Here is a 26,628-nt window from a genome sequence, read left to right as displayed (position 1 = left end):
CTAGATGCTAAAAGGGTAGTGACCGCGACGTCGGACGCGGTTGGATACGAAGCTATCGCCGGCAGGGGGCCGGACTTGGAGGAGCGAGACCTTTCACCATTCGTGCCGGCTAAAGAGTTGGAGCAGGCCTACCAGGCGATTCTCGTGCGAGAGGTGTTTGGTAACCCATTCCGTCCGGTTACTTTCACCTCGGAATGGGGAAACGATTCCGCCTTGGCCCTCGCTGCTCAGATGTACGAGTCGCGTGACTTTGGCGCGATGCCGATTCTCGCCGACGCACTTCAGGACGCGGGGTGCGATGACGAAGACGTCCTGAACCACTGCCGGGGACACGGCCCACACGTGCGCGGGTGCTGGGTCGTCGATTTACTGCTCGGCAAGTCGTAAGAGCGTCGTTCACAGTTCGGGCTGGAGCAGTTCTTCCGCGGTCGGGGTGACCTGATTCAGCGGGAGCGCGTAGTACCGCGTGCGCCCCAGGCGCCGGAACCCCATGCGCCGGTAGTACCTGCGCAGCCGCACGGTAGCATCCCGGATGACCTCGTCCGAGGGAAGCGGCGGGAGCCACGTCGCGGGTACCCGGAGCGCCTCGTATCCTTCGGCCAGGAGCGGGGCAAGCTCGCTCACCACGAATCCGCACCCGCCCCCAATCAGGTCCACGAGCTTCCGCACGGCCAACAGGCCCAACCGGAGCCCGCGCCACTTCGGGCTCAGGATGACGTAGTCGAGCACCAACAGGTCGCACCCGGTCGTCTCGAACCGGCGCACCAGCGGGGCCTTGAAGTCGTACCCGTCCGGCTCGTACACGAGCCCGTGCAGGTCGTGCAGCTCGGCCGAGTGCGCGTCGCACACGTCGTACAGCCACTCCCCGGCGTCGCACGCCCGCTCGGCGTGAACCCGGCGTGCGGCCACGCGCCCCACGTTGGTCACCACCCCGGTCTCGTCGTCCGTGCTCCGGATGAGGCCCGCGTACTCGGAGACGAACTCGGTCGGCGAGCTGCCCGGGTGCAAGCTCCCTTGGGTTCGCAACACGATGTCGAATGAAGCCACCGACTCTCCTCTGCTCAGGTCTCTCTGTGTTCACACGTGTTACAGGGCCGGGGCCTCGTCCCGGCGGAATTGAATCGCCACGGCCCGCACGTCCGGGTCCGGCAGCAGATTCGTGCCCAGCACGTCGGCCACGAACACGGACCCGTCCCGAAGCACGAACCGGACGACCAGCGGGAGGTGCTCGCCCGGGGCCAGCATGACCCGTTCCAGCCACGCGCTCACGGCCCCCCGGTCGTCCGGGTGCACCGAGCCCCACAGGTCCGTGCCCGAGAGTTCTTCGACCGTGAACCCGAGGAGCCGGGCTGCGGTCGGGTTCGCGTACCGCACGGTCCCGTCGGCTCCGACCAGCACCTCCCCGTCCGGGCTCCGCTCGACCAGAGAGCGGAACAGCATCCGAGTGCCCCGGAGCTGGTCCGCCGCGCGCTTGGACTCGTCGATGTCGGTGCACGTTCCGAACCACCGGACCACGCGCCCATCCTCGTCTCGCACGGGCTCGGCCCGAGCCAGGAACCACCGGTACTCGCCGTCGCTCCGGCGCAACCGTTGCGATACCTCGCGTGGAGTCCCGGTGCGCACGGCCGCGGCCCACACGTCGAGCGAGTTCGGGAGGTCGGCCGGGTGGACGACCCAGCCCCAGTTCCACCCGAGCAGGTCGTCCAGGGGCAGGCCCGTGTACTCCACGTACCGGGTGTTCATGTACTCGACGGCCCCGTCGGGGGCGGCGCCGAACACGAGTTGTGGCAGGTTGTCCAGGGCGGTGCGGTAGTTCTGCGGGTCGTTCACGGCGAATCCGGCGGTGGCGAGCGAATACCCATCTTATCTGCCCCGGTGAGGGGGCGTGAACTCCGTTGGGACAGACCAGCCGAAACGTTCCGAAAGAGGAAATGGTCCTGAAAATGCGTGCCGGGCGTACGGGTGCGTCGGGAAGAAATGATAACGGCCGCAATCTCGCCCCGGTGTCTCCCCATACGTGCGCACGGGAGAGTCGAATCGGGCAGGCCAGCGCGCTTATCGACCCACAAAAGGACGCCACCCGAACGTGTGCCAGCCTTAACGACTGGCGCCCGCCCGGGTGGTTGCATGACCACAACGCGTGTTACAGTTCGTGAAAACGGCACGCCGTGCGGAGCGCCTCTCCCTCGCCCCGCACGACGAACCGTCTCAACTCGGAGCCGCCCGTCCACAAGCACACCCGGGGCCAATCCCGCGGGGCCATCCAGAATCTCGCTCCGGCCATCGTTTCTCAGCCGCTTTTCCGTCCTTGATTGTCGCCCCGAACCGCTCTCGTTGTTCGGCGTGTGCTCAGCGCGCGTGCAATCGCACGCGGAGAACCGCGCACCGGTGCCGAACATCCTCGCTCAGTCGAACAAGCTCGGGGTCTTGTTTCGGCGCCACCCGGCCAGCCGGTAGCCCTTCTTGTCTCGCGGATTCACGAGGACCCCGGACGTCGTCAAATCGGCCAGCGCCTTGACCACCGTGCCCGGACCGTGAGCCTTACCTGCTAACTTCAGCTCGCGAACGATTTCCTTCTGCGTTCGCGCCTGCCCCGCTGCGGTCACGACCGCGAGGATATCGGTCCGGCACTCGTCGCGCCCGCCCGTAGCTCGTTTCCGACGCTTGCTGGTCGCGGTCGGCATGACGTGGTCACCACCCCACACCTGGATGAGGCACGCCACGTGCCCGTCGGCACTCGCCACACGCACCCGCGGCGCTACCGGCAACGCGGACAGTGCCCGCAGCAGCTCGCGGGCCGCGTTCTCGACGACAGCTTTCGGGTCAATCATGACTCGTTACCGGAAGGTACCGGAACATTCTCCCCACTAGACCAGTTTAATATTCGGGTGTACAGTTTCAAGCGTAAGGACGGTACTGAACGCAGTGGCAGGCGACACAATCAGGAAAATCGTCATGGTCGCGTACTTCGCCCATTTGGATGCGGACTGTTATTACGTCAGCGCGGAGCGCGTTCGGCACCCGGAACTGACCGGGAAGCCGGTCGGAGTGCTCGGGAACAATGGGGCGTGTGTGATTGCCAAGAGCTACGAGATGAAGGCCCGGGGCGTGAAAACCGGGACGCCCATCTGGGATGCCAAGGAGCTGTGCCCGGACGGCGTTTACGTGAAGCGCGATTTCTATTGGTACGAAATCCTGAGCAGGAAAATGCTGGATATCGTGGGCTTGTTCAGTCCCCAAATCGAATACTACAGCATCGACGAGTTCTTCTTCCGAGCCGAACCTTCGGCACAAGTGGCGACCGACATCCGGGACCATATCTACGAAACCGCGGGCCTGCCCGTAACCATCGGCGTAGCCCGCACGCGCACGCTCGCGAAGCTGTTCAGCGACACGGCCAAGCCTCTCGGGGCCGTCGCAGTTCTCGGTCGGGACCACGAGCGCGAGCTCCTGGCTCACATGCCGGTGACCGAAATCAGCGGCATCGCGGGGCGGAGAGCGGCGCGGCTCGCGACCTACGGCATCCGCACGTGCCTGGACCTGGCCGACGCGGACGGGCGACTCGTGCAGAAGCTCCTGACCAAGACCGGGTACGAGTTGTGGCTCGAACTCAACGGGCACCCGGTGACGCCCATCCGTACCGAGCGCACCCCGCACAAGGTTCTCGCGCGAGGTGGGTCGCTGATGGGCAACGTGTCGGACCCGACCCTGTTGTGGGCTTGGGCCGTGCGCCACGTCGAGCGCCTCATTGAGGAATTGCACTTCCACGTCGTGCGGACCAGCGCGCTCGGAATTGAAATCGCCTGGAAGAACGGCGAGTCCACGGGCGGGTTGTGCCGGCTCGCGTGCCCCTCGGACCGGTTCGACGAACTGCTCGACGCCGCGCGTGTCGCTCTGCGCCGGGCATACGTACCCGATGGGACCGCGACTCACTTGCACGTCATTGCCCCCGAGTTGCGCCGGGCGAAGGGGTTCCAGCTGAGCTTGTTCGATATTCCGGACCCGAAGCGTGAGGCCCTGGCGGCGGCGAAAGCGGCCATCAACGCGCGGTACGGTCGGTTCAAGGTGCGGAGCGGGACCACACTGCACCTGCCCAAGGTATACAAGGACCCGGCCAACGATTTCGACATTTGCGACGTGCGCGGGAAAGTGTGCTTCTGAGGGGAGGCGTTTATGCGCGCCGACGAGTTCGTTCGGGGGGCCGTCGAGTGGGTTGCTATTCGGGACGCAGTTCGCAGAGCGTATCCGACTGATACGAGCGCGCTCTGTACGACCGTGTGCGCGCTGTACCGCGAGTTCGCGTGGGGGCACTTACTCTTTCACAAGGAGCAATACGCCCCGGCCGTTGTCCGACTGCGGTCCGTCTGTGAAGGGACGCTGAAAATCGTCCTTCCGGCCTCCGAGTTGATACCCCCGAGCCGGTCCGAGGTGCTCGCGTTCGCTGCTGCGATTCGCGCCCGGTGCCGGTCCGCGGTGCTCGCCCGCTACCCGGCCGCGTTCGATTCACTTCAACGGCCCAAGACTCGGTTCCGGCGCTCGGCGTGAGTGTGGGAGTGATGAACATCATGTGTGTCGGCGTGGCCCTGGCGTACAGCGAACTCCCTCTCCTGCTCATGGAACAGAACGGCCTCGACGAACGAATCCACGACCGGGGCGGGGAGAAGGAAGTGCGGTTCTACTGGCAGGCGACCCCGACCCTGCTCCCGGTGTGGTGGAACGGCCGGCTGCAAATCGTTCGATGGGGGAACAAGGACCGAGCCGAGCACAAGTTGCCCCCGACCGGTTGGACCTGGGAGGACTCCATTGCCGCGGGCAAGTGGTCCGCGTTGGCTCCCGAGCCGGTCGTTGTGCCGGCGACTTACGGGCTCGCGAACGGGGTGTGGTTCAAACTGAAGCAGGGGATGCGGGGACTACTGGTCCACGACCGCAAGGGCGCTCCGGTCGTGTTCCTCATCTGCCAGCCCGCCACGCGGTACTATCAGGTGATGACGAGAAGCGAGTGGATGCCCCTGCTCGTCGACGAAGTGATTTAACCAGCCACCTTACCGTGCTGACTCGAACGTGCGTGCGCCCTCCTTAACGAGGCCCTGGCAAACGCCGTCGCGGAACCGGAGCGTGACCGAGTACCTGGGAGCGTCCCACGTTAAGTCCCATCCGTCGCTGATGCAGATTGAGGAATGTGGCGCCCCGAGCCACTTCCGCACGTCCGCTTCGGACCGACCGACAAGGGGCCGTAACATTTGCACCGTCTGAACCAGCTCTCCGGTCCCGTCGTCAACACGGATTCGGGCGATGAGCCTGATGCCCCAAAAGACTACTAGACCGCCCCCGACGATGAGAGCACGTACTGAGCCGGCCGGCCCTTCCCCTATGAAGGCAAAACCGGCAACGAGGCAGGCGATGCCGCACACAATCAGTAAGGCGCCGGTCGAGTCGCGGCTTCGGCGCATGAACGGGTCACTCCGCCGTTAGTATCTTGAGAGTCCATTGACCGAGTACGAAAGCGAAGAGTATCGAAATGCAGCTGTACTGGAAGACCGCCGCGTCCGTTTCTCGTCACGAGCCCGAGAACTACGTGCGCTCGCTCCAGGTGGACGTGCGGTGCTTCGACGAGAACACCGAGCGCGAGTACCTCGTGGCCCGGGTCGCCCTGGACCACGTCCTTTGGGGCGACGCCATCGCCGACGGGGAGTCGCTCTTCCGCATCTGCGACAACGATTCGCAGGGGCTCCACGAGTTGCACGTCATCCTCACCAACGGCACGAACAACATCCGCGACGACCTGGAGATTCCGGCCCCGGTCTCGGCCGTCATCTTCGTCCACAACGCGGTGTTCCACCCGGACGTTCGACCGTACCGTATCGCCGTTCTCGATGTGGTGTTCAACCTGTTGGGCGAGCACACCTTGGCGGTGATGTGGCGCGAGGTCGGGGACCTGACCGAACGTGAGCAGGTGGAGTTGGGGCTGGCCCGGGTCGCGGGGACCAACCTCGTGTTCCGGCACAACGCCCTGTCGACCCCATATGCGGAGCTGAACCCAGAGGTATGGACATCGACTTCTACGGCACCAAGGAAATCCACCGGTGGGTCGTGCGGGAGTGGAAGCGGGCGAGGGGCATCGAATCCGACGACGCGGCATGAGTCCAACACCTACTCAACAAGAGCGACTCACGTCGTGGTGCCGCGTACTTGGTTGATGAGGTTGAGGTGCAATAGGAACGAGTCCACACCCCCGCACGCGCGAACGGCCTCGGCCACCTGCCGGGCCGTTTCTGCGCCCCCGCATCCGCCGACCACCGTGTTCACCAACGCGACGTTCGCGAGCACGGCGGAAAGGTCCGACACGGGCGACGGAGCTGCGGTTGGAACCGAAGCGGCAATCACGTCCGCCGCATTCGCCGCCGCGAGGGCGGGCTCAGACTCTGGGGTCTTGTCCTTCCGAGGCGGATTCACCACTGGTTTGGACTCGGCCTTTTCCGCCCGCTTCTTGAGCTCGCTCTTGATGTTGTGGACGGTCGTCCGGATGGACTTCTCCGGGGCCGTCACTCCGTACAGCCGGGCCTTGCGAATCACCTCATCGGCCGACAGCGTGAGGTCTTCGTTTAGGATGGAACGGACCACGGAACTCATGACCGGTGCGGACATGGAATGCCCCTACATGTATTGGAAGTGGACTCTGGCAACTGGGAGATGAAGGGCATTGAATTGGCGCAGCTGGCGACGGCAACTGAAGTCGCCACAATCACTTGTGACTGAATCACAGATGCAAACCCAAGCTGGTCGAACTGGGCGAGAGTCTTGTTCTCACCAGCCGGCTAAAGCGAGGTGTAAACGAAGTGCCGCAACATGGCGCGACCGGTCAGGGCCGACCACCGGCTCTCCACATGTCGTTCGTCCTGTGGAGCTTGGAAGTACGGATTGCCTGTTCTGACCACTCGGAATACGGCGGAAGGTGGCGAACACAAAACTCGGGTCGAAGCGAGACCGACAGAGCACTTCGTTACGGGGCACGGTTGCCGGCTCTCGCGCGAGCCCCTCAGCCCTGGACGTACACCAGTTCGAAGCCCGCATCTTTGGCCCACTGCCTACAGGCGTCGACGATGTGGTCCGGGGTTCCTTGGCCCCCATTCCTCGCGCGGGTGTAGCGCACAATCACGCGCTGGCCCTTTTGTAACTTCAGCTTCTCGGTGGCGTTTCGGGCCGATGTGACGACGTCTTCGGGCAAGGCTTTGTCCGCTCGGTTAAGGGGCATAAACACTTCAACGACGGCGTCGGCAGTGGTCAGTGCCCGACTCAGTGGGGTACGGACCGGGTACACACGTACCCGCGCGTCCCCGACGGCCGGCTCCTCACTTTCGGCCCCGTTCTCATCCGCCAACGGGCGAATGTACTTATCGAACTCGAACGAGGCGTTGTGATACGAGCCCGTCGGTTCGCCCGGAACGAATCCGTGTTCCCGCGCCGTTCCGACGAGGGTGAAGTTGATAATCCGAATCCCGTCCCGCGAGTCCCAAGTGCCCGAGGGGTAATGGACCAAGAAGTGCGCGACCGATTTTCCCTGCTGAGCGGGGAACGCCTTGAACCCCTTGCTCAACTCCCCCAGGTTAAACGCTTCCACGTCAAGCGTGTTGTTCGTCTTGAGTAGCCCGGTGCCGTTCATCAAGACGATGACCGACGAGTTCGGCCCGGCGTCACGAATGAGGCGCCGTTGTAAGTCCGTGGTCACCGGGGCGATGGCGAACCCCTTCCCCACCACAACTTTCGGAACCTTCGGGACCGGCGCTTTGTCGACCGCGACCGATTGGGGCGCGGGCGGTGGGACGACGGGCGGCTCGGCACTTGAACGGAGCCCGAACGCCAGGGCGCTACACACGGCCACAACAACGACACCCCAGCCGAGTGCCTTCTTCGCAAGAGCCATACGAATCTCCTTCTGGGCCAGATGCAGAACGGGTTTCGGGGCCATCTGCGGACCTCCGGTCACGAACGCGACCGCTCCACGTGTGGTCGCGGTGACGAAAGACGGTGCGACCGCGAAGCCGAGCGGCGTGAGCAGGGAAAGGGGCACCCCGCGCCGGGTCAGCCGAGCCGCGAGCACGTCCTTGGCCCGCGCGATGCGCCCGGCCACAGTTCCGACCGGCCATCCGAGCCGATGAGCTGCGTCCGCATGAGATAACCCCTCGAAGAAGCACAGCAGTACCGGGGACCGGTACACATCCGGCAGCCGGGCCAGTTCCTCGTGGAGTACACGGTCGAGGTCGGGGTCCGATGTAGATGTCGAGTGACCTTCGGGAATCGCGTCGAGGTCAGCGGTGGGGGCGATGGGGAGCGTAGAGCGACGAGCGGCGCGAACGGCAATTCGTCGAGCGACCCGGAACAACCACCCGGCCACGGACCCGGAGCGTCCGACGGAAGCCGCTTGTCGCGCGAGGGCCAGGAACACGGCCTGAGCCGCGTCCTCGGCCGAGTGCCGATTCCCGAGCACTCCGCGGCACGTGCGCAGGACCAACCCCGCGTGGCGCCATACGAGCAGCTCGAACGCGCCCGCGTCCCGGTCCGCAACGAACCGCGCGAGCAGTTCGGCGTCGGTCGGCTCGCCAGTAACGGGCGTGAGTGCGGCCACGAGGCGCGCGGCGTGATGCGGCATGGGCCCTCCTACCCTTTCAGTAGCCGGGAACGTGCCCCCACATACAAGATTTTCAATTTCTGGTGCCGATTAAAGAAGTAGTTCCCGCGTCCCGATTCTGCTTGTACCCAGCCCGTGCGGCGAATTATCATATGGTTCATTGACCGTCTGCTCCTCGCTCCTCAAGCATGACGATTTCCGCCGAACTCTCACACCAGAGCCGCGACTCGGGTCCGGGCGCGCCTAGCGCCGAGGTCCAGTTCCGTGCCGTTATCGAGAAGAGCCTCGACGCCGTTATCCTGTTCGGCCCCGACGGGACGATACGGTACGCGACCCCGTCGAGCGCCCGGCTCCTGGGGTACGAGGCCGCGGAACTCGACGGGACGGACGGGTTCGAGTACGTTCACCCGGCCGACCGGGACCGGGTCCGGGGGGCACTCGCGACCCGGTTGCGGGAGCCCGACGCGACCCACACCGAGGTGTACCGGGTGCGCCACAAGGACGGGTCGTGGCGCTGGCTCGAAGCCCGGGCCGTGAATCTGCTGTTCGAGCCGAGCGTCGGGGCCTTGGTCGTCACGTACCGGGACGTGACGCGCCAGCACGAGGCCGAGGACGCACTGCGGCGGAGTGAGGACCAGTACCGGCGCTTGTTCGAGGCGAGCCCGCACCCGATGTGGGTGTTCGACACCGAAACCCTCGCGTTCTTGGCGGTTAACGACGCCGCGGTGGCCCGGTACGGGTACACGCGCGAGGAGTTCGCGCGCCGGACCATCCGGGACATCCGCCCCGTCGAGGACGTTCCAGCTTTACTGGCGGACCTGCGCACGCCCGTCAGTCCCAAGGTGTGGCGCCACCGGTGGAAGGACGGGGCCGTGCGCCTGGTTGAGGTGACCGGGCACGACCTGGAGTACGACGGGCGCCCCGGGCGCCTGGTACTGGCCCACGACGTCACCGACCGCACCCGCGCCGAGGCCGAGGTCCGGGCGTGGAAATCGCGGTACGAGGCCGCGGTTCGGGCCACCGGCCAGATTCTGTACGAGTGGGACCCGTCCATCAACCGGTTGTCGTGGGGCGGGAACTCGGAGTCTATCCTCGGGTACTCGGAGCCCGAGCTGCCCGTCAACCTTGTGGAGTGGACGGACCTGATTCACCCGGACGACCGGGGCGCGTTCGGGAACGAAATCGCGCGGTGCGGGGCGTCCAAGAGTCCGTTCCGCCTGGAGTACCGGGTACGTCGGAAAGACGGGGCCTACACCACCGTGTACGACCAGGGACACTTCGTCCCGGACCCGAACGGTAAGCTGACCGAGCGCGTGGTCGGGTTCGTGGCCGATGTGACGGACCGCAAGCGCTTAGAGGAACAGTACCGGCAGGCGCAGAAGATGGAGGCCGTGGGGCAGCTCGCGGGCGGGGTCGCCCACGATTTCAACAATCTGCTCACCGTCATCAACGGGTACAGCGACATCATCCTGACCATGCTCCACGCGCACGACCCAGCGCGCCCGATGGTCGAGGCGGTGAAAAGGTCCGGGGACCGGGCCGCGGACCTGACCCGGCAGCTCCTCGCGTTCGGGCGTCAGCAGGTGCTCCAACCCCAGGTGCTGGACCTGAACGCGGTCGTGAGCGACACCGCGCAGATGCTGCGCCGGCTCATCGGGGAGGACGTCGAACTGGTGACCCGCCCCGGCGCTCCGTTGCTCTTGGTCCGCGCGGACCCGGGCCAAGTGAATCAAGTGTTGATGAACCTGGCGGTAAACGCCCGGGACGCGATGCCGACCGGGGGAACCCTAACCATTGAGACCCGGAACGAGGTGCTCGGGGCCGGGACCGCGCCGGACGGCGCGGAGGTGCGGCCCGGTCCTTACGTCCGGCTCTCGGTTACCGATACCGGGACCGGGATGTCCGAGGACGTGCGGCGCCACATCTTCGAGCCGTTCTTCACGACCAAGGAACAAGGTAAGGGAACCGGCCTCGGGCTCGCGACCGTGTACGGCATCGTGAAGCAATCGGGCGGGCACATCGAACTGGAGACGGCCCTCGGGCGCGGAACCACATTCCGGGTGTACCTGCCCGGTCTCGGTGGAACAACGGCCGACCAGAAACCGGGCGAGAGTTCGGCCCCAAAAGGGGCCGAGGTCGTGCTCCTGGTCGAGGACGAACCCGGGGTCCGGGCTCTGGCCGAACTCGCTCTTCGTAAGCAGGGGTACACGGTTCTCAGTGCGGCCAGCGCGGAAGAGGCCAAAGCACTCGTGACCAGGTGCGAGCGCACGGTAGATTTACTGGTGACCGACGTGGTAATGCCCGGGGCGGGCGGGCGCGTGCTGGCCGAGTGGTTCCTGGCCACGCGCCCGAGTTTGAAGGTGCTGTACATGTCGGGATATACGGACGACGCGGTGGTGCGCCACGGGGTCGAGGCCGCGCGCGTCAACTTCATCCAGAAACCGTTCACCCCGAGTTCTCTCTCCCGCAAGGTGCGCGAAGTGCTCGACGCACGGTCCGCACACACGAGTTAGCAGGGCCGGCCACGCTTCAATCACTATTCCAACTTGATGACTCGCCCTCTTGTGTACAATGCAGGTCGCCCTCTCCTCAGAGACCGGGCCGTGCCCGGCTGATTATTGATGAGTGATTTCCCGCGTGCTCCCCTTTCCGTTCTCGTCGTCGATGACCTCCCGGACGTGGCCGAGTCGGTCGCCGATTTGTTGACCGTGTGCGGCCACAAGGTGCGCACCGCGTCGTGCGGCACTGATGCGCTCCACGCGGCCCGTTTGGAGGCGCCGGACGTGGTGCTGCTGGACATCGGGCTGCCGGGAATGAGCGGATGGGATGTCGCACGCCGGCTCCGCGCGCAATCGACGGGCAAGCAACCCGTGGTCGTTGCCGTTACCGGATACGGTACGGACCGGGACCGGGTGTGCTCGGCGGACGCGGGTATCGACCTGCACCTTACTAAGCCCGCGGACCCGGCTCAACTGACCGCGCTGCTGGCGCGCGTTCGCGGTTGGCTCCGGCCGGAGAGGTCAAAGGGAATTCTTCCGGCCTCTATCGAAGCCGCGTGAGCAGGGAATCGCACACCGGAACCGTGTCCGAGACGTCGGTCGAGGGCGCCTTTGAGAGAGGCGCATCCCGGAAGAATTACAAGGCACCATCGATGCCGCTCATGCGGCCGAACTGAGCGCTTCCGACTTGACTACGCATCAGTGAGTAGTTTCGCATCCAGGACGTTCAGGCCCGCGCTGCTGCAACCACTACTTTGACATCTTCCGGATTTGTCACTGCTCCCTTCGCCTTGAGAACCTTCATCGCCACCCCCATTGCCTGCCCGTCGTTTTTGGCGGCGCGAAGTTCGTCCCGGTGCGGGGCGAGCGCGGCGGCGATGGCTTCCTGGTCCCACGTCTTTGGGAGCAATGATTCCAGCAACGCCAGCTCCCCTTCCTGCTGAGTGGTGTCCCGCCCCGCCTGCTTGGCCAGCGGAATCGTCTCCTTCAGTCCGGCGACGGTCTTCTTTACGACTGCAAGAACCACTTCGTCAGTGGCTTCAGTCTTTCGCCGAACGGCCTCGGCCTGTGCCTCCCCGAGCACCGTTCGCAGCGCGTCTCGGGTCAAGGTGTCCCCACCCTTGACAGCGGTAGTGACGCGGCTCTTCAGTTCGTCGTGCAGGCTCATATTTCCCTCGCAGCTGAATTTAAAATCGCCGGTTTCCGGCGCAATGCTCTCATGATTCGAGAGCTCGAACTCACTCTTTTGGTTCGGGCGGAAACATGACCGAGTGCCGCCAATCGTTTGACGTGTGCCCTTGGTCGAGCGCTACCTCGTCCGCGAGGGCGCGTTTCGCGACGACGCGCGGTCCCTTCATCCTTTATCTGTGACTGACCGGACGTCGCGTACAAGAATCTCGATTTCTCGTGCCGGTACCGCAAGGAAGGAGATTGCACGATTCTGCTTGTAATGAGCGCCCGGGGGCAATTACCTTGATGGCTCGCCGACCGTCAGTCCAGGTCACTCAAACATGGCCACCTCTTCCCGTCCCGTGCACCGGAGCCACGAACCCGGCGCGAGCGCGTTCAGTGCCGAGACCCGGTTCCGAGCCGTCATCGAGAAGTGCCTCGGCGCCGCTCTCTTTTTCGACTCCGGCGGAACGGTACGAGGTGCGACCCCATCGGGAGCCCGGCTCCTGGGGTACGAGCCCGGAGAACTCGACGGGACCGACGGGTTCGAGCACATCCACCCGGAGGACCGGGACCGAATTCGCCGTGCTCTCACGGCCCTCGTTGCGACACCCGACGCGACCCATACCGAAGTGTACCGGGGGTGCCACAAGGACGGGTCGTGGTGCTGGCTCGAAGCCCGGGCCGTGAATCTGCTGTTCGAGGCGGGCGTCGGGGCCCTGGTCGTTACGTACCGAGACGTGACCGCACAACAACGACAAGATGAAGAGCGGCGACAGACCGCGAGACAAGAGGCCACGCGTGAGCTCGCTTCGGGCGTCGCCAGTGATTTGAACAACCTCCTCACCATCGTGAACGGGTACAGCGAACTCGCCCTGGCCGAGCTCCGCTCGGACGACCAGGTGCGCCAAATGGTTGAAGGCATTAAGGCGGCCGGGAGTCGGGCCGCGGTCATAACCGGTCAGCTGCTCGCGCTCAGCCGCAGGCCCATATCCCAGCCGGGGATTGTTTTCCTGAACGCGGTCGTAAGCGATGTGGCCCGTATGGCGCGCCGCCTCGTCGGGGACGACATCGAGGTGGTGGCGCCCCTAAACGACCGTCCCCTTCGTATTCACGCCGACCGCGAGCAAATGGAGCAAGTGCTGGTGAACTTGGTTGTCAACGCCCGGGACGCGATGCCAACCGGGGGCGCCTTGACCATCGAGACCCGTAAAGAAGTGCTCGGCCCCGGAGCGAAGGGCACGGACGGCGCGGAAGTGCGCCCCGGCCTCTATGCCCGAGTCGCGGTGTCGGACACCGGGACCGGGATGACCGAGGACGTGAAGAACCGCATCTTCGAGCCGTTCTTCACAACGAAGGAGGTCGGCAAAGGTACGGGGCTCGGGCTCGCAATTGCACACGGCGTAGTCAAGCACTGGGGCGGGCACATCGAGGTGGAAACGGTACTCGGGCGCGGAACGACATTCTGCATTTACCTGCCGGTGTTCGGGGCAACTGACATTAGCAGGGACGCGGGCGAGCGTTCGACCGCGAACGGCCCCGAGGTCGTGCTCATGGTTGCGGACGAATCTGCGGACAGACCGTAAATGCCGCTGAACAAGTGAGGAACCTCGGAAGCCGTCGCTCAGATACCTGGTGAGGTTCGTTGAGGGCGCGTTCGCGCGGTGGCCGAACCGCCCTTTGCAGACCAAGTTCCGCGCAACTGATACCAACGCCATCTCTATCCTTGTCACCGCGTCCGGTCTAACGTACATTGGGCGGTCGTGTTCACTCGGAACCCCACCAATGACGCCCGAACAAAAAGCCCGTCTGCAAATCGACCGTCTGCTTACTGCCACCGGCTGGGTGGTGCAGGACTTTGCGGACATGAACGTCTACGCCGGCGTTGGTGTGGCGGTGCGCGAGTTTCAGCTCAAGACCGGCGCCGCAGATTATCTCTTGTACGCGGACGGAAAAGTCATCGGGGTCGTCGAGGCCAAGCCCGAGGGGCACACGCTCACCGGTGTCGAAACCCAGTCGGCCAAGTACGCCGAGGGGTTGCCCAAGAACCTCCCGGCGCATTCCCTTCCCCTGCCGTTCGCCTACGAGTCCACCGGCAGCGTCACCCAGTTCACGAACTACCTCGAACCGGACTCGCGCAGCCGCGAGGTGTTCTCGTTCCATCAACCTGAAGAACTGCTTCGGCTCGTCGGCCTCGAAGCTCAGGTCCGGGCGCGCCTCAAACGGATGCCGCCGCTCGACACGACCAGGCTGTGGTCCGTCCAGGAGGTAGCAATCCGCGAGCTGGAGAAGTCCCTGGCTGCAAATCGGCCTCGGGCACTCATCCAGATGGCGACGGGCTCGGGGAAGACGTTCACCGCCGTCAACGCGTGCTACCGGTTGGCCAAGTTCGCCGGAGCCAAGCGAATCTTGTTCCTGGTGGACCGCAACAACCTCGGGCGGCAGACGCTCAACGAGTTTCAGCAGTTCACCAGTCCGTACACGGGAATGAAGTTCACCGACGAGTACACGGTCACCCAGCTCAAGAAGAACAGCGTCCCGTCGTCCGCGAAGGTCACCATCACGACCATCCAGCGCCTGTTCTCGATACTCAAGGGCGACGCGGACTACGAGGAGGAGAACGAGGAGGGGTCGCTCTACGAAACCGATGGCGCGTTCTCGAAAAAGCCGGTCGAGGTCGAATACAACCCGTCCATCCCCATCGAGTCGTTCGACTTCATCGTGGTCGATGAGTGCCACAGGAGCATCTACAACTTGTGGCGTCAGGTGCTCGACTACTTCGACGCGTTTACTATCGGGTTGACCGCCACACCTACGGCCCAGACGCTCGGGTTCTTCAATCAGAACTTGGTTCAGGACTACTCGCACGAGAGGGCCGTCGCGGACGGGGTGAACGTCGGGTACGACGTGTTCCGCATCGAAACGCAGGTGTGCAAGAACGGGGTTAAGCTCGTCAGAGAACCGGGCGCGTTCGTTCTCCACCGGGACCGGCGGACCAAGAAGAGAAAGTTGAAGGAGTTGGACGAGGACAAGACGTTCACGGCCACTCAGCTCGACCGCGACGTCGTCGTGCCGGCCCAAATTCGGCTCGTCATTCAAACGTTCCGCGACAACCTACCCATTATCTTCCCGGGCCGCACCGAGGTGCCGAAGACGCTCATCTTCGCCAAGGTCGACCAACACGCCGAGGACATCGTACAGCTGGTCCGAGACGAGTTCGGGAAGGGGAACGAGTTCTGCCAGAAGATTACCTCGAAGACGACGGGTAAGAAGCCCGAGGACCTGCTCGCCGATTTCCGCAACAGCTACTTCCCGCGGGTCGCGGTGACCGTGGACATGATTGCCACCGGGACCGACGTGAAGCCGCTCGAATGCCTCATCTTCATGCGGAACGTCAAATCACTCGCGTACTTTGAGCAGATGAAGGGGCGCGGGTGCCGGGTCGTCGATGCGGACACACTCAAGAGCGTGACCCCGGACGCCAACGCGAAGACGCATTTCGTCATCGTGGACGCGGTGGGTGTGTGCGAGGATGAAAAACAGGCCACCAAGTCGCTCAACGCCAAGCCGTCCATCCCGTTCGATAAAGTGCTGGACGCGGTCAAAACCGGGGTCGCGGACGCGGAACTCGTTTCCACACTCGCCTCACGGTTGACGCGTCTAGAACGCCAGCTAACGGCGAAGCAAGAGGCTGCTATCACCAAGGCCGCGGGCGGTGCGACCATCTCGGACCTCGCCGCCTCCCTGCTCACGAGCATCGACCCGGATGAGGTCGTTCAGCACGCCGTTAACAAGTTCCAGTTACCTCACGGACAGGAGCCGACCGACGCGCAGTTCAGCAAAGCCGAGGAAGAGCGAATGCGCGAGGCACTGAAACCGTTCCACGTCGCCGATTTGCGCCGGGCCATTTTGGATGCTCGGGCCGAACTCGAACAGGTCGTCGCGGAGAGCGCTGAGGACATGGTAGTCCGCGCAGAATTCGACGCCGCGGCTTTGGAGAAAGCGAAGGGGTTAATCACGTCGTTCCGTGAGTTCCTTGAGGTCCATCGGGAGGAAATCGAAGCGCTGCAAATCCTCTACAGCCGGCCGCACCGAGCTGGACTACGTTACTCGCAAGTGCGAGAACTGGCAGATGCGTTGAAGCGCCCGCCGCATAGATTAGAGCCAGAGCGAGTGTGGACCGCATTCGCGACCATCGCGCCTACAAAGGTTAAGAGTGAAGGCGGCAAAAAACTCGTCGATGTGGTCGCCCTCGTGCGCCACGCGCTCGACCCGTCTTCGGAACTAGCTTCGGTTGAGCGCACAGTGGACCAACGTTATCAGGCGTGGCTGAAAGAGCAGGCCAACTCCGGTATGGTGTTCAGCCCCGAACACCGAAAATGGCTCGATGCTATTAAGGACCACATTGCGACCAGCCTGAGCATCGACCGCGACGATTTGTCCGAAGTGCCATTCAATCAGATGGGTGGTTTGGGCAAAGCTCATCAACTGTTCGGTGACGAACTCACCGGGCTGCTCGAAGACTTGAATACGAGACTTGCAGCATGATGGAGAACAAAGAGTTGCCCAACGGATGGGCATGGGCGACCGTAAGCGACCTTGCGGAAGTTGGCACGGGAACGACACCAAGCCGAGATGTCGTTGCCTATTGGAAAGAGGGCTCAATCCCCTGGATAACGAGTTCGGCTGTCAACCAATTCTCGGTGACGGAAGCAAATGAGAAGGTTACTTCCGCCGCGATTCGTGATACTACTTTACGTCTTTATCCAAAACACACTTTACTTTTGGCTCTCTACGGCGAGGGGAAGACGCGGGGCAAAGTTTCAGAATTGTTAATCGACGCCACAATCAATCAAGCTCTTGCCGCAATACAATTGCGCGAATCAGCCACAGAGTGTCGCGCATATCTCAAATCGTTTCTTCAAAGCCATTACGATGCACTCCGGCGCCAAGCGGTTGGAGGAATGCAGCCAAATTTGAACCTTAGCATCGTTAAGCGAATTCGTATACCCGTTGCGCCACTCGCAGAGCAGCATCGCATCGTCGAAAAAGTCGAAGAGTTACTTTCCGAACTCGATGTCGGAGTTGCAGCCCTAAAACGAGCGCGAGGAAACCTGAAAAAATATCGAGCGGCGGTGCTGAAGGCGGCAGTATGTGGCGAACTTACGGCCGACTGGCGAGCCAGTCATTTGAACGTAGAGCCAGCAACGGCGTTACTCGACCGCATCCTGAACGAACGGCGCCGAAAATGGGAAGCAGACCAACAGGCAAAATACTCCGCGAGCAACAGAGCGCTGCCAAAAAGGTGGAAACACAAGTATTCCGAGCCTGATTCGCCTGAGCCCAAGGAACCGAGCAAATTGCCATTTGGCTGGGTTTGGGCCAAGACGGCTCAGCTCGGCGATATACAACTCGGACGCCAACGGTCGCCCAAGAATCGCAGTGACAAAAACCCAACAAAATACATTCGCGCGGCAAATATTACCGAGCAGGGATTGGCGCTTGATGACCTCTTAGACATGGAGTTTTCTCCTGCGGAGCAGATTACTTATCGGCTCAGGGCTGGAGACATCGTGTTGTCCGAGGCCTCTGGTAGCCCTGACCAAGTTGGTAAACCCGCAGTGTGGAATGACGAAATACCAAATTGCTGTTTCCAAAACACGGTAATTCGCCTTCGCCCTGAGCAGGTCCGCAGTAAATTTCTGTTGGTTGTATTCCAACACCTTTACCTCAATAAAGTGCTTGCGAAGGTAGCAGGTGGTGTAGGTATCAATCACTTAAGCGCGGCCAAATTTTCAGCGTTAGTGGTGTCCCTTGCCCCTGAAGCAGAACAAGACGCTATCGTCTCGGAAGTTGAGCAGCGGCTTTCCGTTATCTCTGCGACAGAAGAGTACATCGACGCAGGCCTAAAGCGTGCCTCACGACTTCGGCAGAGCATCCTCAAAGAAGCGTTTACCGGGCAGCTGGTCCCACAGAACCCGGTCGAGGAGTCGGCATCAGAGTTACTGCTGCGAATCCGCCAACAGTCAAAGGCATCACTTTCGCCCTCTCGGTCCCGTCAACTGCGACGTCCAGTTCGCCGTCGAGAACCAAATGGCATTATTTTCCATCGTGGGGCCATTGCGAGCTACATTGTCAGGCGGCTCTCGGCCAACCAATCGTTCGGCAGAACGCAGTTGGTGAAGGCGCTACACCTCGCACAAGCTCACGTTCGAGTTGATTTGGCGCTAGAGTTCAAGCGACATCAACTTGGACCGCTTGATGAAGCCATTTACAAACTGGAGGGATTTGCTCGGAAGCGAGGCTGGTTCATAGGGAATGAGCGTGAGACGAAGGGCGTCTCCTATCAGGGCGGCCCGAACATCGACGAAAGGTGCGAAGCTGCACTTAACATTCTCGGAGAGAATCAGCGAGAAATGGACCGGTTGCTTACGGACCTACTGCCGCTCGACACGGACGCCGCGGAACTGTTCTCCACCATCTACGCTGCGTGGAATGATTTGCTCATTGACGGCCGCTCGGCTGATGACATTGGAATCGTCGCCGAGGTGTACGCTTGGCACGAATCAAAGAAAAAGTTCCCTCGGAGCAGTATCCTCTCGCGCATAGTTTGGATGCGGAACAACGGCTACGTTCCAACAGGTTCCGGTTCCCGCACTCAAACTCTCTCCAACAAGGACGGCGAAAGCGGCTCATGAGCAGCGACACCCAGCGGATTGTCAATAAGGCGTGGAACTTCGCCACCGTGCTGTGGCACGACGGGGTGCCGTACCTGTCGTACACGGAGGAAATCACATTTCTCCTGTTCCTGAAGATGGCCGACGAGGTCACCAAGGCACCATACAACCGCTCTCCAATCGTGCCGGCCGATTACAACTGGCAGAGCCTGCTGGGGTGTCGCTGTAGATTTGGGCGGTTACGCCGCCGCCCAGAGCGCTTGCCAATCGGGTGTGTGGCTCAGGGCGCGGAGTTCGACCAGCGGGCCGACGTGTTCGGCCCGCCACCGCGCGCCCGTTCGCTTCAACCGCAAGTTCACCTCTTGCTTGATCGTTCCCTCCACCGCACCGCTGCCGATACTCTGCCCGCGTGCCAACCGCGGGGCGTAATCCAAGCGGGTCGGGTGCTTGGCCATGTACGCCGCCAGCCCCAGCAACGGAGCGGTCGAGACGTCGCTCGGTGCCGCCGCGAGCACCCCGGCCAGCCACCGCTCCAGACCGACTTTCCCCCCGGCCACCAACGCCGCACGACCGGCTCGCGCCGGCGCGTCCGCCGCGTCCGTCGCGTCCCCGAAGGTGCCCTTCACCGCGTCCCCGACGTGTTCCAGGGCGTGATACACGTCCAGAACGCCTGCCGCCTGGGGCCAGTGGTCCGACGCCAGGTTCCAGATCCACTCGGCCCCGTCGCCCAGCACCGTCACATCGCGGGCGGTCGTCACGCCCAGCCGATCCGATTCCTCTCGCAGCCGGGTACCGAACGCGCCACACCCTTCGATCGCCGCACGCACCGTGCGAACGGTCGGGCCGGGCAAGGTGCGCGTGTCCCACTCCTCGGGAGTGGCCGACGCGCCCGCTTCTCGCTTGCAAAATAGGCCGACCTTCACGTCCCGCCAGCCGTCGCGCGTGTTCACCTTGCCCGCGTCGATCAGCACCTCCACCGCGCCTTTCGCGGTCGCGAACCGCCCCGCGTCGCCCCGGCCGGGGCGCGCGGCCGCCGCCCGCTTGGCCTGGGCGTGGGTCGCCTGACGAATCACCTCGTCGTCGACCTGCCAGCCGCAGAACTCCGCCACAACCTGTTGCGCCCGCGCGAAGGAGTGCTCGACGCCCGCCAGCACCAGCAACCGCGTCGCCTGCCGGGTGAGGAAGCCCTCGATCCCGAGGGCGTGGTCGGCTCGGAACGTGCCCCCGTGACCTCGGCACCACGAGTACTCGCGGTCGAGTTGGACCGGCCCGAGGGCGGTCGTCACCGTCCGGCGGTGTCGCCCTTTGGACCGCCACCCGGCGACTTTTTTTCCAGGTCGGCGCGAGCCTGGACGGTGGCCGCGAGGTTGTCACGGAGGAGCCGGCGACCGGTGCCCAATGCAAAGGTCTCGCAGGCCTCGAGTACGGTGCCGTGGGCGGCCGTCGTTCCCAACCGCCGCATCTCTTGGACGTAGGCGATGGCCCGTTCGAGTTCGATCCGCTCGGCGTCCGTGGTGTATTCGACGGTCAACGTGGGCATCCTGCCACTCCATGAAATGGGGTGAAATAGAATAACCCCAAGCCGATGCCCAAATCTACAGCGACACCCGCCTGCTGACCAGGGACGGCGAGGCGCTGAAGAAGCACTACGATAAGACGTTGCAAGAACTGGCCAAACAACCGGGGATGCTCGGAGCCATCTTCAAGAGAGCGAAGTCGGTCATCGAGAAGCCCGAAACTCTACGCCGGCTCGTGGTGGACTTCATCGACAAAGAGTCGTGGATGTCGATGGACGCCGATGTAAAAGGCGACATCTATGAAGGGCTCATCGAGCGCAGCATGTCCGACGCCGGTCAGGGGGCCGGCCAGTACTTCACCCCGCGACCGCTCATTCGGGCGATTGTCGATTGCGTTCAGCCCACCCCATCCGATACGGTGGGCGACCCGGCCTGCGGCACCGGCGGGTTCCTCTTGGGCGCGTACGATTATGTCGTGAAGCACCAGGGCAAGGAACTCGACAAAGAGCAGAAGAAGCACTTGCGCACGGCGTTCGTAAAGGGCTGGGAGCTGGTCCCGAACACGGCCCGCCTGTGCATCATGAACTTGTACCTGCACGGCATCGACCCGGGACCGACAAAAGCCGGCGAACCGGACAAGTGTCCGGTCGTATCGGGTGCCGATTCCTTGGCCACGGACCCAGGCGACCGGTTCTCGCTGATTCTGACCAACCCGCCGTTCGGGAAGAAGAGCACTATCACCATCCTGAACGACGCCGGTGAACTGGAGAAAGAAGACTCCGCGTACGAGCGGCAGGACTTCTGGACCACGACCAAGAACAAGCAGCTGAACTTCCTCCAGCACGTAAGGAAATTGCTGAAGGTGAACGGCCGATGCGCCATCGTGGTACCGGACAACGTGTTGTTCGAGGGTGGAGCGGGCGAGAAAGTACGAACGAATCTGTTACAGCATAGGAGTTACGCAGTTGGCCGTTTGGGGGTGACGTTCGGTGGCTTGTGCAGGTAAGTTGGTACCCCATGAACCCACCCCGCGCCACCGCCGAGGATTATATCGCGTTCCTGGTCGCCACACCGGGTGAGGGCACGGCAACCGAGATGGGGCGGTGCCAACCGGCTCGCCCCGATGCTCCGGCTCACGATGCCTTTACCCGGCTCCTGAACCGCCTCGAACCGGAACCCGAGGCCCTGTGGGACGAAGTGCGCCCGTTGCTTCCCACCGACGGGGTGCTGGTGTTCGACGACACCGTTCTGGACAAACCATTCGCCCGGCACATGGGACTGGTGGGCCGGTTCTGGTCCGGGCGCCACAAGCGCGTGGTTCCGGGCATCAACTTGGTCACCGCCCTGTGGACCGACGGTGATGCCCTGTGGCCGTGCGACTACCGCCTCGTTGATAAAGCGGCCGGGGACGGCACCAAGAACGATCAGTTCCGGGACATGCTCCGGGTGGCCGCCGGGCGCGGGCTCGCGCCCCGGTGCGTGTGCTTCGATTGCTGGTATTCGGGCAAGGACAACCTGAAAGCGGTGCGCGCGTTGGGGTGGACGTTCGTGACCCAGGTGCGGTGCAACCGCAAGGTGAACCCGGACCGCACGGGCAACCGACCCATCGAGGAATGCGACATCGCGGCGAGCGGCACGGTGGTGCACTTGGAGGGGTTCGGTCGGGTGAAAGCGTTCCGGATCGCCACCACAGACGGTGGCACGGAGCACTGGATCACCAACGACCTGTCGATGGACGAGGGGGCGCGGTTGATGTTCGCGGAGCGGGCGTGGGGGATCGAGGAGTTCCACCGGGGCCTGAAACAGCACACCGCGGTGGACCGGTGCCAGACCCGGATGGGGCGCGCGCAACGGAACCACATCGGGTTCGCTCTCCGCGCGTTCGTCCGGTTGGAGTGGCATCGGTTCAACACCGGGGTTACCTGGTTCGCCGCCAAACTCGCCATCATCCGAGAGGCCGTGCGCCAATTCCTCGCGCAACCGGTCTACCGACTGCCAACTGCGTAACTCCTAACAGCAGTTCGACGTTCATACCCTGCTCCGCCTTCCGACTGGCATCTTCTACGCTCAGGGCGTGAAAGCGAACGTCCTGTTCTTCGATGCCAAGCCAGGTCGCGAGCAGCCGTGGACGACCAAGTTGTGGGTCTACGATTTGCGCACCAACATGCACTTCACACTCAAGACGAATCCGCTCAGGCGGACCGACCTTGATGAGTTCGTAGCGTGTTACCGGCCGAGTGAACGGCACCGACGGGTGCAGAACTGGAACGCGGATAAGAACCCCGACGGGCGATGGCGGGTGTTCGACCACGACGAGTTAACAAAACGCGATAAGGTGAACTTGGACATCTTCTGGCTCAAGGACAAGAGCCTGGAGGACAGCGAGGACCTGCCCAAGCCGGACGTGCTGGCCGATGAAATCGCCGATGACCTGGAAACCGCCCTTGAGCAGTTCCAGGCCATCGCCAGCAAACTCAAAAATCGAGATTAGCAGGGTCGCGGTCGTTCAGTCCGCCGGTTTGTCACGTCCCCCGTGATGTACCTCACTCGAACCAAAGGCGGGCAACTTTGTCATCAACAGGCGGACCGCCACTGGACGACGAACTTGTCGTTGAAGACGGTCAACTGTTGGTCCGTTGCCCCGACCCGTTCCAAATCGTCGAGCAGTTCCTCGGCCGCGCTCAAGCTCCTCAGTGCCACCTGTTTCCATACGGCTCTGCGACGACCGGACCGTCCGGTCGGGTGAAAGTACGTCTTAACGAACGAGCGCATCGTGGTGTCGGACATGGTTCCGCTCCGTGGGCGAAGCGAAGGTGTAATTGCAAATCGCGGACCACATCGTCTAACTACCGGTTGCACCCGAGCGCGCCTCGGTCGGCACATCCCGATTCAGTGCGCACGGTCAAGAGCTTTCTCGGCTCGCTGCGTTCTTCGACGATGTGACCAACTCCGTCCGGTTCGAGAACATCATCAGCAGTAAGTTCGTGCTCCTGACGGGACGGACGAACTGAAGCGGGCTGAGCAGGAAGGTCGAGCCCCAGAATCTCGGCCACGGCGCGCTGGACCTTCTGGCGGTGCGTCGTGTCGACCGGGTCGCCCGCGAGCATCCGTAAGTAGTAGCTCCTCAGCTCAATGGGGAGCTGCGCGTCGAGGCGCTCCGTGAGCTCGTTCTCCGTGGCGTGCTCCTCGGCAGTCGACGGGCCGGTCCGTTCACCGACTCGTTCGAGCCCGACGGGCCGCGCCAGATTCGCTTTGGCCTCATTTCGCTTCAACCAAAGCACGTGCTTCTGACACAGCGTCCCATCGGGGCCGCACGGCGAACCGGAGTGACACTGCACGCACGCAGGCTCCGGGCGAAAGTAGTGGTCCCGGCTCCAGTTCAGTGCGCGGTTCCGCACGTGACGCATCAGAAACCCGTCGAGCGGCCGCCCCGGGTCGTACCGGGGGAGGGCTTCCAGGGCCCACAGAGCGACCTGCTGACGGAAATCATCCCGGCCCCCGTGAAGGGTGCCGAACTTCTTAAACAGGAGCCGGGCGATTTGGTCGACGGTCCGGGTGAACTCCTGCTCGGAGACGGTCGAGTGCAGGCTCAAGAGGAGAGCACCTCGTCGTCCGTGAGGCCGAACGCCCGGGCTACATCGAGCCGGGCACGCGTGAGGTCAACGAGCGCGTCGTCGTAGTCGTCGAGCAGGTTGCGGCCGGTCCCGTCGAGGACCTGGGCGAGCCCGTGGGTCAGAATGACCGAAACGATGTCCGCCCCGCAGAACGCGCGCCCGCCGAGGCTCGCGCCCGTAACGGTTTGTGAGCCGAGGTCGAATGTCAGAGTCAGCTGTGCCATGTTGTTGTTCCTTGTGGATGTCGCAACCCGAAATGAGTGGCGAGTTTGAACCGGTCCAGAAGAGCGATGCCCTTATTGCGAGCGGAACCGCTCGACGAACCGGGCGGTCTTACGTGACGTGTTTCCAGTACGTCCGATTCGCAACCAAATAGGCGTAGCGCGTGCTCACCCCGAATACTCGGCCCAGTTCGGCGAAGGACGTTCCCTGCTGACGGAGCGCCCTCAGCTCGCGGACCCGGTCGGCCGTGAGCTTCGCGTTGGGGTTCTTCTCCCCGAACAGCCGAACGGGCTTAAAGAGCCCGAGTGCCACCGCGTGTTGGGAATTGCCCTCCGGGGTCGTCCATTCCAGGTTCGAGGGGCGATTATCGAGCTTGTTAGCATTCAGGTGGTTCGTCACGTAGCCCGGTGGTGCGGGGCCGAAGAACGCGAGAGCGACGAGCCGGTGGGCGAACGCGCACACCCGATACCCGCCCCGGTTCACATTCACCTGGCGGTACCCGTTCTTGGTTATCGTGCCGGTCAGCACGCGCCCGCTCCGGCGGTTCCGTATCTGACCCTCGGTGCTCGCCTGGTAGTCCCGATATCCGGGAACGTCTTGCCACTGTTCGTCGACCATTGGTTCGTGCTACCTCTTGGTAGCTCCGTACACCGGATGGCCCGAACGACTTCAATTCTGGGCGCGCAGAAATGCCGCGGCCCTTCGCGCGCCCGAAGTCGGAAATGTGCCCAATGGGCGGACCGGCTTCCGCGCAAATCGAAGTGAGCAGGAAAGGGTGATTCGATTTCCGGCCGACTTGCCTCGTCTTACCCCACACCGAAGCACTGGTCGATGTCGGCCTGGATAGTGGACCGGCGCGTCCTGTTGCACGGGGGCGAAAGGGGCACGACCGTGGGCACCGCTGAACGGCCCGCGGCCGCCCGGTCGAGGAGCCACGTGGCAATCACCGAACCGACCGCAGCGCTCGCCGTGCCCGCCACGGGGGCGAGGATAACGGACTCGGGGTTGGCCGGGTTGCGCACCAGTCCCTTACCCGTGAACACGATATTGCGGAGCACGCGGCCCACTCGCTTTTCACCGTACCGACCCGACCCGCCGTACGCCCGCAGGTGCTTGGACAGAAACGCCGTTCCCTCGTTCCGTGCGACCACACGGGCACCGCCCGATGCGTCCTTCAGGCAGTAGTCGAAGCCCGCAAATCGGCATTCCATACTCACGAACCACTTGCCCTGCGCGATTTCCGCGATGAGGGCGTCCATACGTGCCTGGAGCTCGGGCGTCTGCCAGTGCTTGTAGAGCACTCCCGCGGTCACAAGGTGGAACTTGGCCGGCAAGTTTCCGGGGCTCGTGTCGTCGGGGATGGTCCGGCCCTCGGTGTCCGTTACGTGGTTGGCCGTGACGTGCCCGACGATTTGGCGGTCGTCGTGCTCGTAGTTGAGCTGTTTGTCGGTCGGCGTGTGGCGCGCGGCCCAGGTCTCGGCCCGGTCGAACACATCGTCGTTTCTGTTCCACCCGACGGTCACCAGGACGGTCGACAGATGATGCAGGTCCGAATCGCTCACGGCCCCCGTCGCGAACCGGCCTGTCACTGACTGGGGGGCACCCGTCGGCCCACCCACACGAGCGACCGACGCGAGGACCACGCGGGTGTTCGAGCGGATGACCCGGTCGAGCCCCGCAGCGCGTTCCGATTGCAATACCATCACTGATTGCATTACTCACCCCGTTAGGCAGATGTGTGTGAACGGGCCGGGCGGGACTCACTTTGCAGATTCGCGAGCGATGCCGCCATCCCGGCCTCGGTCGGCCGTTATCGATGCGGGCTAAAGGTCTTCCACAACCAGCGAGCCCTTGTTGGCGAGCAGGTCGAGCACGCGGTTCAGGGCCTGAGCGTTCGCCGGGCGGGCAAAAAAGGAACGTAGGTCCGGGGCCGTGGAGAATCGCGCCGGTGACGCTCGACCCGCTACGACTACGGGCGCGGCCAGGGCTTGTCGGACGTGGTCCACGAACGGGCCGACGTGTCCGACGGACAGGTACCGGCACCGCATCTTGCGCCCCGGCTCCTTCCACCCCTGGGTCTTGGCGAGCGCGACGGCGTTGTCAAACACGTCCCGGGTGACCGTCAACGTCCGTTCTAGGGGCGGCTCATCCAGGTCACTTTCCTGGCTCACGAATCGCAATGCCGTAAACCGCAACAGAACACGCTCTCGCATCGAATGCCCTCTCGGTGATGAAACGAACTGCCCCTCCGGACACACGCCCAGTGGGCCGTCACGAGCTAATACACCACTCGCGCCCCGGGAC

At 63.4% G+C, this 26,628-nt stretch carries 26 protein-coding genes and 1 pseudogene; 13 read left to right on the top strand and 14 right to left on the bottom strand.

All coding sequences use genetic code 11. The annotated features are described in order from the left end of the window. Positions 1–213: 213 nt before the first annotated feature. Positions 214–387, top strand: a complete 174-nt coding sequence (locus VT84_RS32780) for a hypothetical protein (protein ID WP_239465534.1) — start codon at positions 214–216, stop codon at positions 385–387. Positions 388–396: 9 nt separating this feature from the next. Here VT84_RS32780 and VT84_RS32775 read toward each other — a convergent pair whose 3' ends face one another. The 3 genes from VT84_RS32775 to VT84_RS32765 form a co-directional block, all read right to left on the bottom strand. After that, complete coding sequence (locus VT84_RS32775) at positions 397–1,047, bottom strand: hypothetical protein (protein ID WP_082842508.1); 651 nt, start codon at positions 1,045–1,047, stop codon at positions 397–399. A 39-nt stretch (positions 1,048–1,086) separates the two neighbouring features. Beyond that, on the bottom strand, positions 1,087–1,830 hold the full coding sequence (locus tag VT84_RS32770; protein WP_082842507.1) for a PAS domain-containing protein: 744 nt from the start codon (positions 1,828–1,830) through the stop codon (positions 1,087–1,089). A gap of 575 nt (positions 1,831–2,405) precedes the next feature. Beyond that, positions 2,406–2,831 carry a hypothetical protein gene (locus tag VT84_RS32765; protein WP_082842506.1) on the bottom strand — a complete coding sequence of 142 codons (426 nt, stop codon included), beginning with the start codon at positions 2,829–2,831 and terminating at the stop codon, positions 2,406–2,408. 124 nt (positions 2,832–2,955) lie between these two features. Between VT84_RS32765 and VT84_RS32760 the strand changes: the two genes are divergently transcribed. Genes VT84_RS32760 through VT84_RS32750 form a run of 3 tightly spaced genes read left to right on the top strand, consistent with a single transcriptional unit; the run spans position 2,956 to position 5,033 of the window. Continuing rightward, positions 2,956–4,161, top strand: coding sequence for a nucleotidyltransferase (locus VT84_RS32760; RefSeq protein WP_082842505.1), 1,206 nt, complete (start codon positions 2,956–2,958; stop codon positions 4,159–4,161). A gap of 12 nt (positions 4,162–4,173) precedes the next feature. Continuing rightward, complete coding sequence (locus VT84_RS32755) at positions 4,174–4,545, top strand: hypothetical protein (RefSeq protein ID WP_082842504.1); 372 nt, start codon at positions 4,174–4,176, stop codon at positions 4,543–4,545. An 11-nt stretch (positions 4,546–4,556) separates the two neighbouring features. Next, entirely contained in the window at positions 4,557–5,033 is a 477-nt protein-coding gene (locus tag VT84_RS32750; protein ID WP_239465533.1) for a hypothetical protein, read from the top strand. Positions 5,034–5,042: 9 nt separating this feature from the next. Here VT84_RS32750 and VT84_RS32745 read toward each other — a convergent pair whose 3' ends face one another. Next, positions 5,043–5,450: a hypothetical protein gene (locus VT84_RS32745; protein ID WP_052551322.1), complete on the bottom strand. Its 408-nt coding sequence runs from the start codon at positions 5,448–5,450 to the stop codon at positions 5,043–5,045. 68 nt (positions 5,451–5,518) lie between these two features. Between VT84_RS32745 and VT84_RS32740 the strand changes: the two genes are divergently transcribed. Further along, a complete protein-coding gene (locus tag VT84_RS32740) occupies positions 5,519–6,694 on the top strand; it encodes a hypothetical protein (protein ID WP_052551324.1) in 1,176 nt (391 codons plus the stop codon). A 342-nt stretch (positions 6,695–7,036) separates the two neighbouring features. On the opposite strand, the gene VT84_RS32735 is transcribed toward VT84_RS32740, so the two are convergent. After that, complete coding sequence (locus VT84_RS32735; protein WP_082842503.1) at positions 7,037–8,647, bottom strand: RNA polymerase sigma factor; 1,611 nt, start codon at positions 8,645–8,647, stop codon at positions 7,037–7,039. A 167-nt stretch (positions 8,648–8,814) separates the two neighbouring features. On the opposite strand from VT84_RS32735, the gene VT84_RS32730 reads away from it, so the two are divergent. After that, positions 8,815–11,139, top strand: a complete 2,325-nt coding sequence (locus tag VT84_RS32730) for a hybrid sensor histidine kinase/response regulator (RefSeq protein ID WP_082842502.1) — start codon at positions 8,815–8,817, stop codon at positions 11,137–11,139. A gap of 108 nt (positions 11,140–11,247) precedes the next feature. Further along, on the top strand, positions 11,248–11,685 hold the full coding sequence (locus tag VT84_RS32725; RefSeq protein ID WP_082842501.1) for a response regulator: 438 nt from the start codon (positions 11,248–11,250) through the stop codon (positions 11,683–11,685). A gap of 166 nt (positions 11,686–11,851) precedes the next feature. Here VT84_RS32725 and VT84_RS32720 read toward each other — a convergent pair whose 3' ends face one another. After that, positions 11,852–12,292, bottom strand: coding sequence for a GatB/YqeY domain-containing protein (locus VT84_RS32720; RefSeq protein ID WP_082842500.1), 441 nt, complete (start codon positions 12,290–12,292; stop codon positions 11,852–11,854). A 343-nt stretch (positions 12,293–12,635) separates the two neighbouring features. Between VT84_RS32720 and VT84_RS32715 the strand changes: the two genes are divergently transcribed. The 3 genes from VT84_RS32715 to VT84_RS32705 all read left to right on the top strand — a co-directional run bounded on the left by VT84_RS32715 (position 12,636) and on the right by VT84_RS32705 (position 18,992). Continuing rightward, complete coding sequence (locus VT84_RS32715) at positions 12,636–13,880, top strand: two-component system sensor histidine kinase NtrB (RefSeq protein WP_082842499.1); 1,245 nt, start codon at positions 12,636–12,638, stop codon at positions 13,878–13,880. Positions 13,881–14,079: 199 nt separating this feature from the next. Further along, positions 14,080–16,842, top strand: coding sequence for a DEAD/DEAH box helicase family protein (locus VT84_RS32710; RefSeq protein ID WP_082842498.1), 2,763 nt, complete (start codon positions 14,080–14,082; stop codon positions 16,840–16,842). Further along, positions 16,839–18,992: a restriction endonuclease subunit S gene (locus VT84_RS32705; RefSeq protein WP_082842497.1), complete on the top strand. Its 2,154-nt coding sequence runs from the start codon at positions 16,839–16,841 to the stop codon at positions 18,990–18,992. Before VT84_RS32710 ends, VT84_RS32705 begins: the two co-directional genes overlap by 4 nt. 218 nt (positions 18,993–19,210) lie before the next feature. On the opposite strand, the gene VT84_RS39810 is transcribed toward VT84_RS32705, so the two are convergent. Both VT84_RS39810 and VT84_RS32695 read right to left on the bottom strand, forming a co-directional pair. After that, entirely contained in the window at positions 19,211–20,257 is a 1,047-nt protein-coding gene (locus tag VT84_RS39810; RefSeq protein ID WP_162271929.1) for an ISKra4 family transposase, read from the bottom strand. Beyond that, a complete protein-coding gene (locus VT84_RS32695; RefSeq protein WP_082839551.1) occupies positions 20,254–20,511 on the bottom strand; it encodes a hypothetical protein in 258 nt (85 codons plus the stop codon). The genes VT84_RS39810 and VT84_RS32695 overlap by 4 nt, the downstream gene beginning before the upstream one ends. A gap of 119 nt (positions 20,512–20,630) precedes the next feature. Here VT84_RS32695 and VT84_RS32690 point away from each other — a divergent pair, with 119 nt between their 5' ends. From VT84_RS32690 to VT84_RS32680, 3 genes and pseudogenes are all read left to right on the top strand, one after another. Then, on the top strand, positions 20,631–21,494 hold the full coding sequence (locus VT84_RS32690; RefSeq protein WP_204249673.1) for a class I SAM-dependent DNA methyltransferase: 864 nt from the start codon (positions 20,631–20,633) through the stop codon (positions 21,492–21,494). An 11-nt stretch (positions 21,495–21,505) separates the two neighbouring features. Beyond that, on the top strand, positions 21,506–22,495 hold the full coding sequence (locus VT84_RS32685; RefSeq protein ID WP_082840381.1) for a transposase: 990 nt from the start codon (positions 21,506–21,508) through the stop codon (positions 22,493–22,495). A gap of 7 nt (positions 22,496–22,502) precedes the next feature. Next, positions 22,503–22,979, top strand: a pseudogene (locus VT84_RS32680) (N-6 DNA methylase); the annotation flags it as partial. A gap of 83 nt (positions 22,980–23,062) precedes the next feature. Here the strand turns inward: VT84_RS32680 and VT84_RS32675 are convergent. The 6 genes from VT84_RS32675 to VT84_RS32650 form a co-directional block, all read right to left on the bottom strand. Further along, entirely contained in the window at positions 23,063–23,275 is a 213-nt protein-coding gene (locus tag VT84_RS32675; protein WP_082842494.1) for a hypothetical protein, read from the bottom strand. A gap of 59 nt (positions 23,276–23,334) precedes the next feature. Then, positions 23,335–24,081, bottom strand: coding sequence for a sigma-70 family RNA polymerase sigma factor (locus tag VT84_RS32670; protein WP_082842493.1), 747 nt, complete (start codon positions 24,079–24,081; stop codon positions 23,335–23,337). After that, positions 24,078–24,326 carry a hypothetical protein gene (locus tag VT84_RS32665; protein ID WP_082842492.1) on the bottom strand — a complete coding sequence of 83 codons (249 nt, stop codon included), beginning with the start codon at positions 24,324–24,326 and terminating at the stop codon, positions 24,078–24,080. Before VT84_RS32665 ends, VT84_RS32670 begins: the two co-directional genes overlap by 4 nt. Before the next feature lie 109 nt (positions 24,327–24,435). After that, positions 24,436–24,942 (bottom strand): HNH endonuclease, encoded by a 507-nt coding sequence (locus VT84_RS32660; RefSeq protein WP_082842491.1) that lies wholly within the window; start codon positions 24,940–24,942, stop codon positions 24,436–24,438. 188 nt (positions 24,943–25,130) lie between these two features. After that, positions 25,131–26,039 (bottom strand): hypothetical protein, encoded by a 909-nt coding sequence (locus VT84_RS32655; protein ID WP_082842490.1) that lies wholly within the window; start codon positions 26,037–26,039, stop codon positions 25,131–25,133. 108 nt (positions 26,040–26,147) lie between these two features. Continuing rightward, entirely contained in the window at positions 26,148–26,537 is a 390-nt protein-coding gene (locus VT84_RS32650) for a hypothetical protein (RefSeq protein ID WP_082842489.1), read from the bottom strand. Positions 26,538–26,628: the final 91 nt, after the last annotated feature.

The sequence above is a fragment of the Gemmata sp. SH-PL17 genome, assembly GCF_001610855.1.
Classification (GTDB): domain Bacteria; phylum Planctomycetota; class Planctomycetia; order Gemmatales; family Gemmataceae; genus Gemmata; species Gemmata massiliana.
This window is presented reverse-complemented; position numbering and strand designations above follow the sequence as displayed.